This is a genomic window from Mesotoga sp. Brook.08.YT.4.2.5.2., from assembly GCF_003351125.1.
GTDB lineage: Bacteria > Thermotogota > Thermotogae > Petrotogales > Kosmotogaceae > Mesotoga.
Map to the genome: position 1 here is coordinate 129,149 of NZ_JPGZ01000030.1, position 14,767 is coordinate 143,915.

Here is a 14,767-nt window from a genome sequence, read left to right on the forward strand (position 1 = left end):
AAAAAAGATACAATCAACGAGTAATGAAACCAAATGCGGATCGGGAGGTGTTCAACCTGCGAGTTATTGCAGTATTTGCAAGCACGGTAAACGGTAAAATTGCGCTGTCTCATGACGACAGAAGCGAATGGACATCCAGCGAAGATAAGAAGTACTTCAAATCTCTAACATCAAGAATAGGAGTAGTCATTATGGGTAGAAAAACCCACGAGGCAATCGGAAAACCTCTATCCGGAAGGTTTAATGTAGTTTTGACTAGGCATCCGGAGAGATACCGGAACTCGAGGGAATTGCTCTTTACTTCGACTACGATCCTTGAACTACTTGAAGAGCTTGAGAAGAGAGGTTTCAAGGAGGTATGCCTAATAGGTGGAACAGAAACGTTTGATCAATTCGCCAATCAAGGTTTAATCAACGAACTCCATATCACGTTTGAACCCATCTTGAGCAAGGGAATCAAAGGGTTGGGAGAAAACCTTAGTCGCAAAATGGAAATGAAACTCAGAGAGTCCCGTCAACTCGGTGAAGCAACTCTTATGGTCTATGATGTGAAATAGATGGAGCGGGCGACGGGACTCGAACCCGCGACCCTCAGCTTGGGAAGCTGATGCTCTACCAACTGAGCTACACCCGCATTCATGGAGATTCTATCACCCTGGTGAAATGCTTGTCAATCACTCTAGAAGGATCGTTCTCCAATCAAATGTCTACAAGTTCTTCTAAAGAAGCTTTCGCAAGATCCGCAGCAGACGAAGAGTCTACAGTAGATATCAGACCTATGGCTCCAAGAATATAGTCTCTATCCCTGAAAAGACTGACTTCCTTTCTTGGAAGGAGTTCCTTTTCATGTTTCGCCGATAGACTTCTTATACTCTCCATAATCTTCGAGGCAAACCGAGACCTGCTGAGAATTCCTCCTGTGCCAATTACTGACCTAACGGCAGTAAGATCCTTGCCGTAAGCCACTTCTATTCTTCCAGTTGGCCCAAAGAACTGCTTGAGGCCTCCGGCATGTCTTCTGATTGAAGTCTCGAAACAATACGTTGCCAAACGAGCAGAGAACGCCTCATCATTAGCGTCCTTGGGATAGGGAGTAAGGTTGCTCACGATTTTATCTAGATGAGGAAACTCGATTTTCAGTTTGTCCCTGCCTATGTGTTCAACAACGTGACGGGCATTAACGTAGATCCCCAGATCTCCTTCAACTGTTCTCTTGGATCTCGGTTCAGGAGAAACCAGCATTGAAGCGATTTTGGGGTCTCCATCTGTAACGGAATCGACATCCGTTGTAGCCCCTCCTATGTCTACAGCAACAACGTCCCCATGAAAACTGGAAAATAACTCTGTTGCAAGCATTACCGCTGCTGGAGTAGGAACTATTGGTCTGTTGATCATTGAGTAGATCTTCTCCATACCAGGTCCTTTTACAATGTTTTTCGAGAAAACCTCTCTGATTACTTCTCTGGTAGGCTCGACATTGAGTTCATCTATACGAGGGTACACATTATCTACAATGTGAACATCTCGCCCCTTCTGCGAGATTATCTCCTCCACCTCATCGGCTGCCGCGGAATTGCCTGCATAGACAATGGGGATTTCGTGATCTATGTTTCCCAGAACTTCAGCGTTGCGCACTACCGTCTCTCTCTCCCCATAGTCTACCCCGCCCGCAAGAAGAATCAATTTAGGACTTGTTTCCATTATCCTCTTCAGGTCTCTTTCTGAGAGCTTGCCAGCAGTTACCAACTTTATAACTCCGCCAGCCCCAAGCGCCGCTTCTCTGGCGGCTTTTACTGTCATATCATAAACAAGTCCATGAACCGTCATTCTGAGTCCGCCGGCCGCACTCGAAGATGCGAGGAATGCATCCCATTCAAGACTGTCAATGCGAAGAGATATCTTAAGAGCTCTCAAAGCCTTCTCTATCCCAATTGTCACATCTTGCTCATCAACTGTAGTATAGGATTCACCCTGTCCAAGAAACCTCATTGATCCAGAAGCGTCAGAAGAAAAAGCAGAGAGCACCGTAGTGGTGCTCCCGATTTCAGCAGTCAGGAACTCAATTCTCATCTGCTTTCAAGGAGCTCCCTTACGATCCTGTTGGCCAGCTTGCCATCTGCTCTTCCCTTCAGTCTGGCCATCAGTTCTCTCATTACCTTGCCCAGATCTGACGGATTATTGGCCTTTAAATCATCAATCGTCTTCAATGCAAGTTTCCGAATTTCATCAACGGTCATTTCTTCAGGAAGAAATCGCTTAAGGATTTCCAGCTCTGCCGATTCGCTTGCAACGAGATCGTCTCTCCCGGCCTTCTCGTAAGCCTCAATAGATTCTTCGCGTTTCTTAGCTTCCTTCGCAATGAGATCTATCAGCAACTCATCGGTAACTTCTGCGCCTCTTGTTTCTTCAGAAGACGCAAGATATGTCTTCACTGAAGCGATAACTCCCCTAAGTGTGTTGGTTTTCAGGGTATCCCTGGATTTCATGGCTTCTTTCATCTCTTGTTGGATTCGATCGAACAGACTCATAAAATCACCTCTACAGATCCTCGATGTCGCTTAGCGACTCTTCTTCATCAAAAGAGATCGGTCTCACGAGCGGGAACGGAATGATATCCCTTATTGACGGCGAATCTGTAACAAGCATGATTACTCTATCCCAACCCACCCCCAAGCCTCCAGTAGGCGGCATTCCGTATTCAAGAGCCCTTATGAAGTCTTGATCCATCATCTGAGCTTCCTCATCTCCAATATCTCTCAAGCTAGCCTGGTGAAGAAAACGGTTGTACTGCTCTATTGGATCGTTCAGTTCACTAAAGGCGTTGGCCATTTCCATTGAGCTGATTATCAACTCGAATCTTTCGGTCACTCTAGAATCTTCTCTGTGGACTTTCGACAATGGAGAGATTATCACCGGATGCTCGGTCACAAAAGTGGGATTCACAAGATTATGTTCCACGAGATCCCAGAGCTTCTCAATCAAGTGGCCCCTTTCCTTGATTTCGAGTTCAGTATTGTTCTTTTTCAAAATGGCTATTAGTTCTTCATCGGAGTCTTTCAAAATATCTACGCCTAGATTCTCCTTGATAAAATCTGCCATCCTCACTCTTCGCCATGGTCTGGAAAAGTCGATTTCTTTTCCCTGATATGTAATCTTTTCAGAACCCGTGATTTCGCGCACGACGTAATTGATCATCTCTTCAGTGATGTCCATTATGTCGTTGTAGTCCGCATAAGCCCAATACAGCTCCATCATAGTGAACTCAGGATGATGCTTGTAGGATACTCCCTCATTGCGGAAATTCTTTCCGATTTCAAATATCCTTTCAAATCCACCAACGAGATACCTCTTGAGGAATAGCTCTTCGGCGATTCTAAGATACATGTCCGATTCAAAAACGTTTATGTGAGTCCTAAAAGGCCTTGCTGATGCCCCTCCCGTCAAGTAGTGGAGCATTGGTGTATCCACTTCGATGAAATCCTTAGACTGAAGAAACTCTCTAACAAGCCTGAACAGTTCCGAACGAACCTTGAACCTTCTGAGAGCATCATCGCTTGAAAGCATTTCGACGTATCTCTGCCTGTAGATTATCTCCTTGTCCCTCACTCCGTGCCATTTTTCGGGCATCGTTCGTATCGCCTTTGAGAGTATTTCAAATTCCTTGACGAAGACCGACATCTCACCTGTATGGGTCTTGAATGGGAAACCGACTACTCCGACGAAATCTCCGATATTCACAAATTTCTTGAAGACTTCGAAGTTCTCGGCACCGACCCCATCAAGCCTTACATAGGCCTGGATCCTATCGGAATTATCTCGGATAACAAAGAAGGCTGATTTTCCGTGGTTTCTCATCGCCACGATTCTTCCCGCAATTCTTACAGTCGTATCTTCCTTTGTTTCGGAGTCCTTGAGGTAGGAAAACTCTCTCTTGATTTGATCTGCCCAATGAGTCTTGTCGAAACGATACGGAAACGGCTCGATTCCTTCATTGCGCATCTGATTAATCTCTTCTATTCTTTGTCTTCGTGCTTCTTCGCCCATAAATATCCCCCATCACTTGCCGATGGTAAGAATCTTGTACTTAGCCCAGCCTGCAGGGGTTTTCACCCTTACCACTTCATCCACTTTGTGAGTCAGGATTCCCCGTCCAATCGGAGAATCGGAACTGATTTTTCCCTCGAAAATGTTGGCTTCCTGTGCGTTAACAATTCTGAACTGAGATTTTTCGCCTGTCTCTATATTCTGAAGCTCAACTACATAACCGAGCTTCACAGAGCTTGTATCTCCGTCATCTTCAATAATCTCGGCATTATTCAGAATTTCCTCAAGCTGCTTTATCCTGCTATCGATTCTTCCCTGTTCGTTCTTAGCCTCGTCGTATTCGCTATTTTCGCTAAGGTCTCCGAGCTCCCTTGCCTCCTTAATCCGCTCCGCAATATCATACATGAGCTTCTTCCTTAGGCTCTCGAGCTCCTCTTTCATTCTGTCGAAACCTTCCTGCGTGAGGTAGATAACCTGCTTTTTCACGAACTGAATCCCTCCATTCAACGATCTCTATCGTCTCTGAGTTCCTCAATTATATCCATGAAATGGTCTATGTCCCTAAATTCTTTGTAAACAGATGCAAATCTGACGTAGGCAACCCTATCCAGGGACTTAAGTTCCGCCATTATCATTTCACCAATCTCGCTTGAGATTACTTCATATTTTCCCGATTTCACTACCTCGTTTTCTACTGAATTTACTATCCTGTTGACTGTGTCTACAGATATGGGCCTCTTTTCACAGGCTCTGAGTAGCCCGTTTAGGAGTTTCTCCCTGCTGAACTTCTCTCTCCTTCCATCCTTCTTAACAACTAAGAAAGGAAGTTTCTCATACCTTTCGTAGGTAGTAAATCTTGCACCACAACTCTCGCACTCTCTTCTTCTCCGAATGGAAGTGCTTTCATCGGTCGGCCTTGAATCAAGAACTCTTGTCGAATCTCCACCACAAAAAGGACATTTCATCTAGCTATCTCCCAACTCTTCCGCCAATGCCATGAGCTTCTTCAACCTATTATATACTGCTGACTTGCTCATCGGCGGATTCATAATCTCGCCCAGCTCTCTCAGATTAAGATCCTCGTTTTCAATCCTGAGGATTGCAACTTGACGAAGATCCTCATCCAATCTGTCGATGCCGTACTTCTTATCGATGATTCTTATGGCTCTTACATGCTTTGCCATTGCCTGAGCAGACTTGTTTGCATTTGCTGTAAGGAAATTCAGAGTCCTGCTTACATCGCTCCTGATCTTTCTTACTTCGATCGCGCTCGAAAGTCTCGTCACCGTCTTCTTTCCCCCCATCAGAGAAAGCAGTTCTATTAGGTCAAGCGACGACTTCACATATGCTTTGAACTTATCTCTTACTCTTACTATTCCGATCTTAATGTTGAAATTGTCTGATATGTACTCCTTCAGTGAACTAACAAAAGCCTCAGTAGTATCAAGCGTTATTTCCAGGTGATACTCCTTGGATGGATCAACAATCGAACCTCCAGCCAAATACAGTCCCCTGATGAACGCACCGAAGTAGACCGGATCATCTCTAACGGGTTTTGGTATGGAGTCATCTCTGACTGAAATGCCATTCTTTCGGAGGAACTCTTCTACCTCTTCAAAGCGAAAAGTAAGCTCTCCGCCTCTCTTTCTTCCTAATCTGATTTCTTCTATTACCTGTGTTTCATGAATCGGCATGGAAAGCTTCTTCGAAATCTGAAACAGCCTTTTAAGACTCGTTATAGATGTAAGCGGGATAACAAGGAAAGCGGTACTTCCTCTTAATCGTAATGTCCCTCTCGACTTAACAAAACCCAGATATTCAGATCTGCACTCGTCTTGGTCGTCCAACGGGAGATGACAAAGCTCTTCTTTGAGTTTGTCGGCATAGCTCACATCTTTTCCTCTCCCAATAGATTCAGCTCTTTCAGGATCGACAGAATGCTGTCTCTCGAATGACGAACGACCAGACGGTTCCGTCCGTCATCAATCAGCTCTGCAGTACCGCCTGAAACTACCCTAACCCGAGTATCGGTAAGCATATCGTTTCTCACCGGCATAGAGCCCCTTTCATAATACCTATTCAGCACGGCAGGCTCTACTTCTCCCACTTCAGTCCAAAAGATCATGTCAAAAGTCACCCCACTATAGTCTTCAACGACATTGACGTGATCGGCAAGTGAAAAACCTGTAGACTCACCAGGTTGGGTCATAATGTTACATATGTAAACCTTATTTGCTTTGGACTTCCCGAAGGCCTCTCTGACCCCGGAAACCAGGAAATTGGGTACAACACTTGTAAACAGGCTGCCGGGGCCCACAATTACCGTCTTTGCAGATTCTATTGCGCCCAATACCTCTGGAAGTGCCTTCACAGCCTTATCGAGAAATACCCTTTCTATTCTCTTTCCGGCAGCCGATATCCTTGACTCTCCCTTAATGAATGATCCATAATCAATCTCAGCCACAAGATGCACAAGATCGTCGGCTACGGGCAAGACTCTCCCTTTGATTTTCAGCATTCTTGAGGCCGCGAGGACCGCTTCTGGAAAGCTCTGAAACATCTCAGTAAGACCTGCAATAATTATATTGCCAAGAGAATGACCATTCATAGCGCGAGCCTCAAATCTGTACGAAAAGACTTTTGTTAGGAATTCCTCATCATCAGCCAAAGCAATCACGTTATTCCTTACATCCCCTGGCGGGGGCATGCTCATGGCTTCCCTGAGAAATCCTGAGCTTCCACCATCGTCCGTAACTGCAACTACAAGCGTTAAACTACTATCGTAATGCTTTAGGACCCTTGCAAAGGTAGAGAGACCAGTTCCGCCACCTATCAAAACCGTCTTGCTCATGATGTAACTCGTTCCTTCAAAGCAATCCCTGAAGACGTAAGGTCAACGCCCCTGACGTTTTCCGCCTTTCCTAGATATCTTCCAAGAATCTCCTGGAAAAAGCGAATATTACCGCTTACATAATACTCAACAGTAGATGAATGATGCGAGGAAATCGTTGCCCAATCGGCAACATTCTTGGCAATGTACTCCGCGGGGTCTATGATCCTTGTCCTGGGAGACAAAAGCGACTCGATCGAACTCCTAATAAACGGATAATGAGTACATCCAAGAATCAAGAAGTCCGGTTGAATCTTAGCGAGGTCTGCCAAATAATACTTGACGATCGAATCAACGATTTCACCCTCCCAGATTCCCTCTTCTATCAAAGGAACGAAAAGCGGGCAGGCCCTTTGTAAGATTTTGCTGATGCTTTCATAACGAAACAGCCTTCTTAAATAGAGAGACTTCTTCACAGTATTCTCAGTTGCGATCACTGCAACTGTCGACTTGTCGGGTGCAGTCTCCCCAAGAAACTTCGCTGTTGGATCGATGATGCTGAAGTATGGAGTAGTCAGCTCCGTCTTCTCCCTTTGAGAGAGTATAGAATCGGAAGTGTTACAGGCAGTGACGATTGCATCGACACCCAACTGGGCAAAAAAGTCGAAGATCTCTCTGACATACCTTCTCAGTGTCTCAACTGGCTTTGAGCCATAGGGTACCCGCGCAGTGTCGGCAAAGTAGTGCAGGCTTACTCCCTCGGGAAAGGCTTCCAATAGTCTTTTAACAACTGTGAGGCCACCAATTCCAGAATCGAAGACACCGATCCTCAGACTATTTTTCAACCTCGTCACGTCCCTGGAAGTATTCCGAAAGAACCTCTTCATATTTCGCCTTTAGCCTAAGCAGTTCATTCTGACTTCTTGCAAGGTCGTGTGCAAGGTTCACCGAAATCCCCACAAGCAACTTCTCATAGCCGACTTCCTCTTCGTTCTTGCTTATTGAATTGTACATCTCCGTAATCTTTGAAAAGACCTGATCCACGAGTTCCTGAGGATCGCTTGTAAGAAAAGTGTACTTCCTTCCTCCGAGGTCCAGAGTGACTGATCGCTTCATTGTTCGACTCCTTATACCTTCTTGCTGTCTTCGACGAGGCTGCCTCTTACCCTTTTTATTAATGAAGAAATTGTCCTTGACTCACTTTCAAGGCGGAGTTCAAGTTCCCGGATTCTTAGCTCGGATTCCTCAACTTTTTTCTGTGCTGTCTCGAGCTGCGTCCAGAGCTGTTCGTTTTCCTTCCTGAGACGGTTGAATTCTTCAACCATCTTGTCTACGACTAGTTCAAGCTCCTGATAACTGTCCAAGAACAACACCCCCTATTTTGAGATTATAACACCTCAACAGAGAAAGAAAACGCGAGCAACCGCCCGAACGGGCGGTTGCTATATCGCTCTGATTAAGCGTAAATCTTTGCTATTGCTACCAGTTGGACAAAGCTCTCTTGAAGGCTGGCCCCTCCCACCAAACCACCGTCAATATTTTCCATAGCGATTAGGGAATCAAAGTTATCCGGTTTGATACTGCCACCATAGAGAATTCTTGTTCGCTCTGCCACGCTGCACTCGTATAGCGACGATAATAAACTCCTTATGTACTTCATGGTGGCCTCGGCCTGTTCGGGAGTAGCCACAACACCAGTTCCGATCGCCCATACTGGTTCATACGCTATGATCACTTGCTCAACCTCACTCTTGTCAAGGCCGGCAAGACCTTTTCTGATCTGTTCTTCGAGAACCTGCTCCGTCCTGCCTGATTCCCGTTCTTGAAGAGTTTCCCCAACACAGAATATTGGAACTAGGCCCTCTCTTAATACTGCCTTGATTTTCTCGTTAGTCATCTCGCTTGTCTCGCCGAATATGTGCCTTCGTTCTGAATGACCAACAAGAACGTACTCCACCGCAAGGTCCGAAAGCATAGGCACAGAAATCTCGCCTGTAAAGGCTCCACTATCTGCAGGATAGACATTCTGGACTCCGACCTTAATCGACGTGTCCTTGAGAATGTCTGCCACCCCGGCAACTGAAAGGCTTGTTGGAAATACTACAACATCAACGGCCTTCTCGTTACCGATTGAAGATGCAAGGAAACCGGCGAACATTCGCGCTTCATTAGGCGACTTGTTCATCTTCCAGTTTCCGGCGACCATTATTCTACGTTTTTTTTTACCTTCCTTAGTCGCTAGACTCCTTATACCAGGCATCTCTTTTCCCTCAAGCATCTCAAGAGAAGCCCCGCCACCGGTTGATACGTGAGAAACTCTGTCGGCCAAGCCAAACTTGTTGATAGCGGCTGCGCTGTCTCCGCCTCCGATAATCGTTACTGCACCCTTGAGCGAAGCCAGCGTCTTCGCGATCGATTCGGTTCCTTTCGCAAAATCATCGATCTCGAAGACCCCCATTGGACCGTTCCAAACAACGGTTTTGGCGTCAACCAGCTTGCTTCTGAATAGCTCAATAGTTGATGTCCCGATGTCAAGTCCCTTCCAGCCGGATGGGACTCCTTCATCTATGAGAACCGTCTTCGATTCACTACCTGCAGCGATTTCCTTGGACACAACCGTGTCAACAGGGAGGACGAGCTCAACCTTCTTCTCTTCGGCTTTCCTCATTATCTCCTTTGCCAGCTCGATCTTGTCCTCTTCAACCAGGGAGTCACCAGTTTGCTTCCCCAGAGCCTTAAGGAATGTGAACATCATCGCACCGCCGATTAGTATTCTATCGGCCTTCTCCAGAAGATTCGTAATGACTCCGATCTTATCGGAAACCTTTGCTCCTCCTAAAATGACTACGTAGGGGTGCTTGGGACTCTCAACGGCCATGCCAAGCATTTCGATTTCCTTCTGCATAAGGAAACCAGGTACACTGGTCAAGTACTGGGCAGCACCCACATTCGATGCATGACCTCTATGTGCTGTTCCGAAAGCGTCGTTTACGTGAATGTCTGCGATCGCAGAGAGCCTCTTCGAAAACTCCGGATCATTCTTCTCTTCTTCAGGGTAGAACCTAACATTCTCCAGAAGAAGAATATCTCCGTTGTTCATTTTTGAGACAGCTTTCTCCACTTCATCTCCGATGCAATCAGGAACAAAGGCAACGGGCTTGCCGATTAACCTTTCCAGACTTTTGCTAACCTTTTCCATTGAGTACTTAGGGTCTCTCTTGCCCTTGGGCCTCCCCAGATGGGAAACAAGGATTGTCTTTCCACCATTTTCGGCTACGTACTTTATCGTTGGTATTGCAGCCACAATCCTAGTATCGTCACTCACTTCGCCAGTCTCTTTATCTAGAGGAACGTTGAAATCGACCCTTACAAGCACCCTCTTTCCACTCAAATCAACATCTCTTAGTGTTAGAACTCCAGACATCTCTTACCTCCTTTCCTCAATAAAACGGGGCCTCCAGGCCCCGTCAGAAAAAATCGAGAATTACATCTTCATCATTTTCTCAGCAAGATCGACTACCCTGCAAGAATAGCCATATTCATTGTCATACCAAGCGCAAACTTTCAACAGGTTACCCATCACTGCTGTAAGCTTGCTGTCAAATACTGAGGACACCGTTGTTCCGACAATATCCGAGGAAACGAGTTCTTCTTCAGTATATTCGACTATTCCTTTCAGTTCGTTTTCCGCCGCTTTCTTCACGAGCGCATTTACTTCCTGCACTGTTGTATCTTTTTCGAGAACCACGGTTAGATCAGTTATTGAACCGTCAGTTACAGGAACTCTCATAGCTATTCCATCAAGCTTGCCTTTGAGTTCAGGAATGACAAGCCCTACTGCCTTAGCGGCGCCTGTTGAAGTGGGAATCGTATTGGCGGCAGCAGCCCTCGCTCTTCTCAAGTCACTGTGAGGCAAATCAAGAATTCTCTGATCGTTCGTATAAGCATGGACAGTCGTCAAATAACCTTTCTGAATCTTGAAACTATCGTTCAAGATCTTTATTATTGGCGCAATAGAGTTAGTTGTACAGGAGGCATTAGAGACAATCTTCATCTCCGGCCTCAGCATATCGTCATTGACACCAAGTACAATTGTCGCATCCACTTCACCCTTTGCAGGGGCAGTAATCAATACCTTTTTTGCCCCGGCTTCAATATGGGGCATTGTCTTCTCTCTGTTTCTGAAGACGCCTGTAGACTCAATGACCAGTTCAACGCCAAGGTTTTTCCAGGGAAGGTTTGCAGGACTCTTCTCTGCGAAGACTTTAACCTCCTTGCCATTTACAACAATCGCTCCATCCTTAGCCTCCACTGAACCCTTGAATCTCCCGTGAACCGAATCATATTTGAGAAGATGAGCCAGGGTAGCTGCATCGGTTAGGTCATTGATTGCAACTACATCGAAATCCCCGCGTTTTACCATCTCTCTAAAAACAAGTCTTCCAATTCTTCCAAAACCGTTGATTGCTACTTTGTACATCTCTTACACCTCCTAAAGTATATTGTCAGGTAGATTGAGCGATCCTGTAACCTTAGCCGTTTCTTCATCTCTTCTCTTCGCTACCTCTGCTAACGCCTCGTTTATCCCCGCAATTATCAAATCTTGAACAATCTCAAAATCCTCTTCTCTTATCTCAGGCTCGACCTCGATCGACTTAATGCGATAGTCGCAAGTTGCAACAACGTTTATCGCTCCTCCTCCGGCAGAAGCCGTCACCTCCAGAGTCTTGAAGGTTTCTTCCAGGCTCTCCATTTCTTCCTGTGCTTTCTGAGCCCGTTTCAGAAGTTCACTCATGTTTGATCCCTTCCTGGAACCTCCATAGTTCTTACCGCCGAGACCTCTAAATTTCTTTGCCATTGTTAGTCCTCCTCAAGCTCTATCTTTATCTTTCCTTTATTTATGTCGTCCTTCAACCCCAAGTTCGAAATCACAAAGTTAACGTATTCCTCAGAATCTTTATCCAGACCTTCAAAGAGATTGCCTCCAACTGATTCATTGGAGAGAAGGAATCGTTTCCCGATTAAATCTTCTGCAATCCCGTTCAGCGACTCAAGTCTATCTTTCAGAAGATCGTAAGAATAGTCGCTGTCCGCTTCCAGAGTTAATACCCCGCCAGATTCGCTTCTAGTAACCTTCGAAAGACTTAGAAGAGTCCAGAGCAGAACGAAGTTGTTATTTCGAAGATGGTCGATAAGTTTGGACAAACTATTCTCTTCTGTAGTGTCTCTTTTTGGAGCTTTCTCGGTCTTATCACTCGTTTCAAAAACTTCGCTTTTTACGTTTTCAGAGTTACCAATTCTCCCTATTGCCGACTTCTCATAACCACTCTTCAGAAGGACCATTACTTCAAATGTTCCTCTCTTATCCTCGGCAAATTTGAGCTCTTTAGTGATCTCCCATAAAGAAAGCAAGAGCTTGAAACGCTCATCAGTTGATTCAGCGATCAGCTGATCCTTCACAGTATCGATCACCTGTTCAAGGAAGACTTCGTAAGTATATCCTGCAGACTGGATCTCTTCAGAGATTTTCAATATCGAAGCCGGCTCTCCCGAAGAAAATGCAGTAATGAACTCCTTAACAACTTCTTCGGGCAGAATACCAAGAGTAGCTCTAACAGATTCTTCACTAACATCACCCGAATAAGAGACAACTCTCTCCATAAGATTAACCGCGTCTCTCATGCCTCCGTGTGCGGCTTTCGAAATGAACCTCAATGCTTTGTCGTCATATTCCAGACCTTCAGATTTCGCGATTCTTTCCAGATAAGTAGCTATGTCTCTTTCGATGAGTGGTTTGAAATAGAAGATCTGACATCGAGAAAGAATTGTTTCAGGAACCTTCTCAAGATTGGTAGTTGCAAGAATAAAAATCACTTTATCGGGAGGTTCTTCAAGAGTCTTAAGAAGTGCATTGAAAGCTTCCCTGGTCAGCATATGGAATTCATCAATTATGTACACTTTGAATCTGCCCATGACAGGTCTATACGATACTGCATCCCGGATTTTCCTGATCTCGTCAATGCCTCTGTAAGAAGCTGCATCCAGCTCAATGACATCCATGTGTGAAGAAGCATCAATCGCTTTGCATGAATCGCAAATACCGCAAGGCTTCTCAGAATCCTCTGCAAGACAGTTCAGCATTTTGGCGACGATCCTTGCACTAGTTGTCTTCCCGGTACCTCTAGAGCCAGAGAATATGTAAGCATGAAAAACCGAATCCTTCTCTATTGCTCTTCCCAGGATCTCTTTCACTTGATCCTGCCCAACCAGCTCACTAAATTTTCTAGGCCTATATTTCCTATACAAAACCTCAGACATCTTAATCACCCGTTCATCTGAATTATAGCAGATCACCCAAAGTTTGTTTGCTGCAAAGATGACCGAAGTGAAACAGTTAGTGAAATTCATAACTAACTCATCCATCTGCAGCACTTGGGAATGAATTCGACTTTCGCTAGTAGACCCTTCTCTTCACCCACTTACCCTTTAAATAGTAAAAGACCATCACCGCAGCCTCTGCAATATCCGAGAATACATATGAAAGCCAGACCCAAACTATGCCGGCCTTCAACACGAACACTGCAATGACCAATATTGGCACTTGAATAAGCCACCTGGATACTACGCTCCCCACTACAAACGGGAAGTTGTACCCGGACCCTCCGAAGACCGATGAGAGACCAAAACCGTATGCCAAGACAGAAATGCCGAGTGAGCCGTATTTCAGGAAACTGGCACCGTAAGCAATTATCTCCGGATCCTTATTGAACACAGCGATAACATGCTCGCCTGCAAAGAAGGCTATTAGTGCAAAGAAAAACATGAAAAAGAACCCGATTAAGGCAGCGGTTCTGGCTGTGGCTCTTGCACGGTCGGCGTTGTCAGCTCCCAGGTTTTGACCGACCATCGCAGAGCCGCCCATGCTAAGCCCTACAAGAGGCATAAACGCTAGTCCAAAAAGCCTCCCCGTTACTCCTACCGCCGCAACCGCAGCGGTCCCGTAGAAGGCAACGAATTTCAGAACTACTACAGCTGACAAGTTCCTGAAGAACCCCTCCAGCCCAGTTGGAAGCCCTATAGTCAAGAGCTTCTTGTCTATAGCTCTATCAAGCCTGAAAAGTCCGGACAGTCTTGGTTTTACGCCTTCCTTTCCTGAGAAAAGAATGTAGAATCCCAGTAGAAATGCTGCCGATTGAGCGATTACCGTAGCGACGGCCGCACCAAAAACGCCCAGGCCAAATCCGGGAATCGATGTCCCCGGAATCTTTTCGAACATCATTATTGGGTCGAGAGAAATATTGAGAACACTCGTGAACATCATTATGTACATTGGACTCTTTGCGTCCCCTATGCATCTGAGAGCCGTGTTGACGGAGTAAGACGAAAACATCATTGGCAGGAAGAAAAGTCTGATATAGCCGTAATCAAGAGCTGATCTCATTACTTTCATATCGTCAGTAAAGAATCCTAGCGATGGTTTTAGGAAGGAGGCAACTAGAACAGCGGAAATCAGAGCAACAATGAACTTGAAAGTAATTGTCTGTTCTATCGCCTTACTTGTTCCTTCGAAGTCCTTTTTTCCGAAGCCCTGAGAGATCAAGGAGATTGAGCTCTGCCCGATTATCGAATTCAGAATATCCACAATCCAAAAAAGAGTGGTGAAAATCGTAACTCCTGCAATTGCTTCGCCTGAGATGCGCCCAATCCAGAAGATGTCTACAATGTCGTAAACCATCTGTGCGCTGAACCCTATCATTGTGGGCACAGACATTATAAGAAGATTCTTCAGAATGCTCCCTTGAGTAAGATCCCTTGCCATTTTTGCCCCCTAGCTTACCTTGTGAAGAAATGTGAAAGAATGCCCGAGTCCAAAATGGACACAGGAATTATACA

16 protein-coding genes and 1 tRNA gene are annotated in these 14,767 nt (G+C 45.5%); 1 reads left to right on the forward strand and 16 read right to left on the reverse strand.

Annotation, left to right across the window (positions count from 1 at the left end; all coding sequences use genetic code 11):
• The first annotated feature begins 47 nt into the window (after positions 1-47).
• The gene (locus Q502_RS07570; RefSeq protein WP_243392202.1) at positions 48-557 is read left to right on the forward strand and encodes a dihydrofolate reductase family protein; all 510 of its coding nucleotides are present in this window, start codon (positions 48-50) and stop codon (positions 555-557) included.
• Between the two features lies 1 nt (position 558).
• On the opposite strand, the gene Q502_RS07575 is transcribed toward Q502_RS07570, so the two are convergent.
• The 16 genes from Q502_RS07575 to Q502_RS07650 all read right to left on the reverse strand — a co-directional run bounded on the left by Q502_RS07575 (position 559) and on the right by Q502_RS07650 (position 14,693).
• Positions 559-634: transfer RNA gene (locus tag Q502_RS07575), tRNA-Gly, on the reverse strand.
• Between the two features lie 65 nt (positions 635-699).
• Complete coding sequence (locus Q502_RS07580; RefSeq protein WP_099828683.1) at positions 700-2,070, reverse strand: GlmL-related ornithine degradation protein; 1,371 nt, start codon at positions 2,068-2,070, stop codon at positions 700-702.
• The gene (locus Q502_RS07585) at positions 2,067-2,528 is read right to left on the reverse strand and encodes a GatB/YqeY domain-containing protein (protein ID WP_099828684.1); all 462 of its coding nucleotides are present in this window, start codon (positions 2,526-2,528) and stop codon (positions 2,067-2,069) included. The genes Q502_RS07580 and Q502_RS07585 overlap by 4 nt, the downstream gene beginning before the upstream one ends.
• A gap of 10 nt (positions 2,529-2,538) precedes the next feature.
• On the reverse strand, positions 2,539-4,044 hold the full coding sequence (gene lysS, locus Q502_RS07590; protein ID WP_099828685.1) for a lysine--tRNA ligase: 1,506 nt from the start codon (positions 4,042-4,044) through the stop codon (positions 2,539-2,541).
• Positions 4,045-4,056: 12 nt separating this feature from the next.
• A complete protein-coding gene (greA, locus tag Q502_RS07595; RefSeq protein ID WP_099828686.1) occupies positions 4,057-4,530 on the reverse strand; it encodes a transcription elongation factor GreA in 474 nt (157 codons plus the stop codon).
• Positions 4,531-4,547: 17 nt separating this feature from the next.
• Complete coding sequence (gene nrdR / locus Q502_RS07600) at positions 4,548-5,009, reverse strand: transcriptional regulator NrdR (protein WP_099828687.1); 462 nt, start codon at positions 5,007-5,009, stop codon at positions 4,548-4,550.
• On the reverse strand, positions 5,010-5,936 hold the full coding sequence (gene whiA / locus Q502_RS07605) for a DNA-binding protein WhiA (RefSeq protein ID WP_099828688.1): 927 nt from the start codon (positions 5,934-5,936) through the stop codon (positions 5,010-5,012).
• A complete protein-coding gene (gene yvcK, locus Q502_RS07610) occupies positions 5,933-6,895 on the reverse strand; it encodes a gluconeogenesis factor YvcK family protein (RefSeq protein ID WP_099828689.1) in 963 nt (320 codons plus the stop codon). Before yvcK ends, whiA begins: the two co-directional genes overlap by 4 nt.
• Positions 6,892-7,719 (reverse strand): glutamate racemase, encoded by an 828-nt coding sequence (gene murI, locus Q502_RS07615; protein WP_099828690.1) that lies wholly within the window; start codon positions 7,717-7,719, stop codon positions 6,892-6,894. The genes yvcK and murI overlap by 4 nt, the downstream gene beginning before the upstream one ends.
• The gene (locus Q502_RS07620) at positions 7,709-7,990 is read right to left on the reverse strand and encodes a cell division protein ZapA (RefSeq protein ID WP_099828691.1); all 282 of its coding nucleotides are present in this window, start codon (positions 7,988-7,990) and stop codon (positions 7,709-7,711) included. The genes murI and Q502_RS07620 overlap by 11 nt, the downstream gene beginning before the upstream one ends.
• A gap of 11 nt (positions 7,991-8,001) precedes the next feature.
• Positions 8,002-8,238 (reverse strand): hypothetical protein, encoded by a 237-nt coding sequence (locus Q502_RS07625; RefSeq protein ID WP_099828692.1) that lies wholly within the window; start codon positions 8,236-8,238, stop codon positions 8,002-8,004.
• Between the two features lie 92 nt (positions 8,239-8,330).
• On the reverse strand, positions 8,331-10,298 hold the full coding sequence (tpiA, locus tag Q502_RS07630; RefSeq protein ID WP_099828693.1) for a triose-phosphate isomerase: 1,968 nt from the start codon (positions 10,296-10,298) through the stop codon (positions 8,331-8,333).
• 60 nt (positions 10,299-10,358) lie between these two features.
• A complete protein-coding gene (gene gap / locus Q502_RS07635; RefSeq protein WP_099828694.1) occupies positions 10,359-11,354 on the reverse strand; it encodes a type I glyceraldehyde-3-phosphate dehydrogenase in 996 nt (331 codons plus the stop codon).
• Between the two features lie 12 nt (positions 11,355-11,366).
• Positions 11,367-11,732 carry a YbaB/EbfC family nucleoid-associated protein gene (locus Q502_RS07640; RefSeq protein ID WP_099828695.1) on the reverse strand — a complete coding sequence of 122 codons (366 nt, stop codon included), beginning with the start codon at positions 11,730-11,732 and terminating at the stop codon, positions 11,367-11,369.
• Between the two features lie 2 nt (positions 11,733-11,734).
• Entirely contained in the window at positions 11,735-13,282 is a 1,548-nt protein-coding gene (gene dnaX / locus Q502_RS07645; protein WP_258553710.1) for a DNA polymerase III subunit gamma/tau, read from the reverse strand.
• Between the two features lie 46 nt (positions 13,283-13,328).
• Positions 13,329-14,693 carry an MATE family efflux transporter gene (locus tag Q502_RS07650; protein ID WP_180977930.1) on the reverse strand — a complete coding sequence of 455 codons (1,365 nt, stop codon included), beginning with the start codon at positions 14,691-14,693 and terminating at the stop codon, positions 13,329-13,331.
• Between the last annotated feature and the right edge of the window lie 74 nt (positions 14,694-14,767).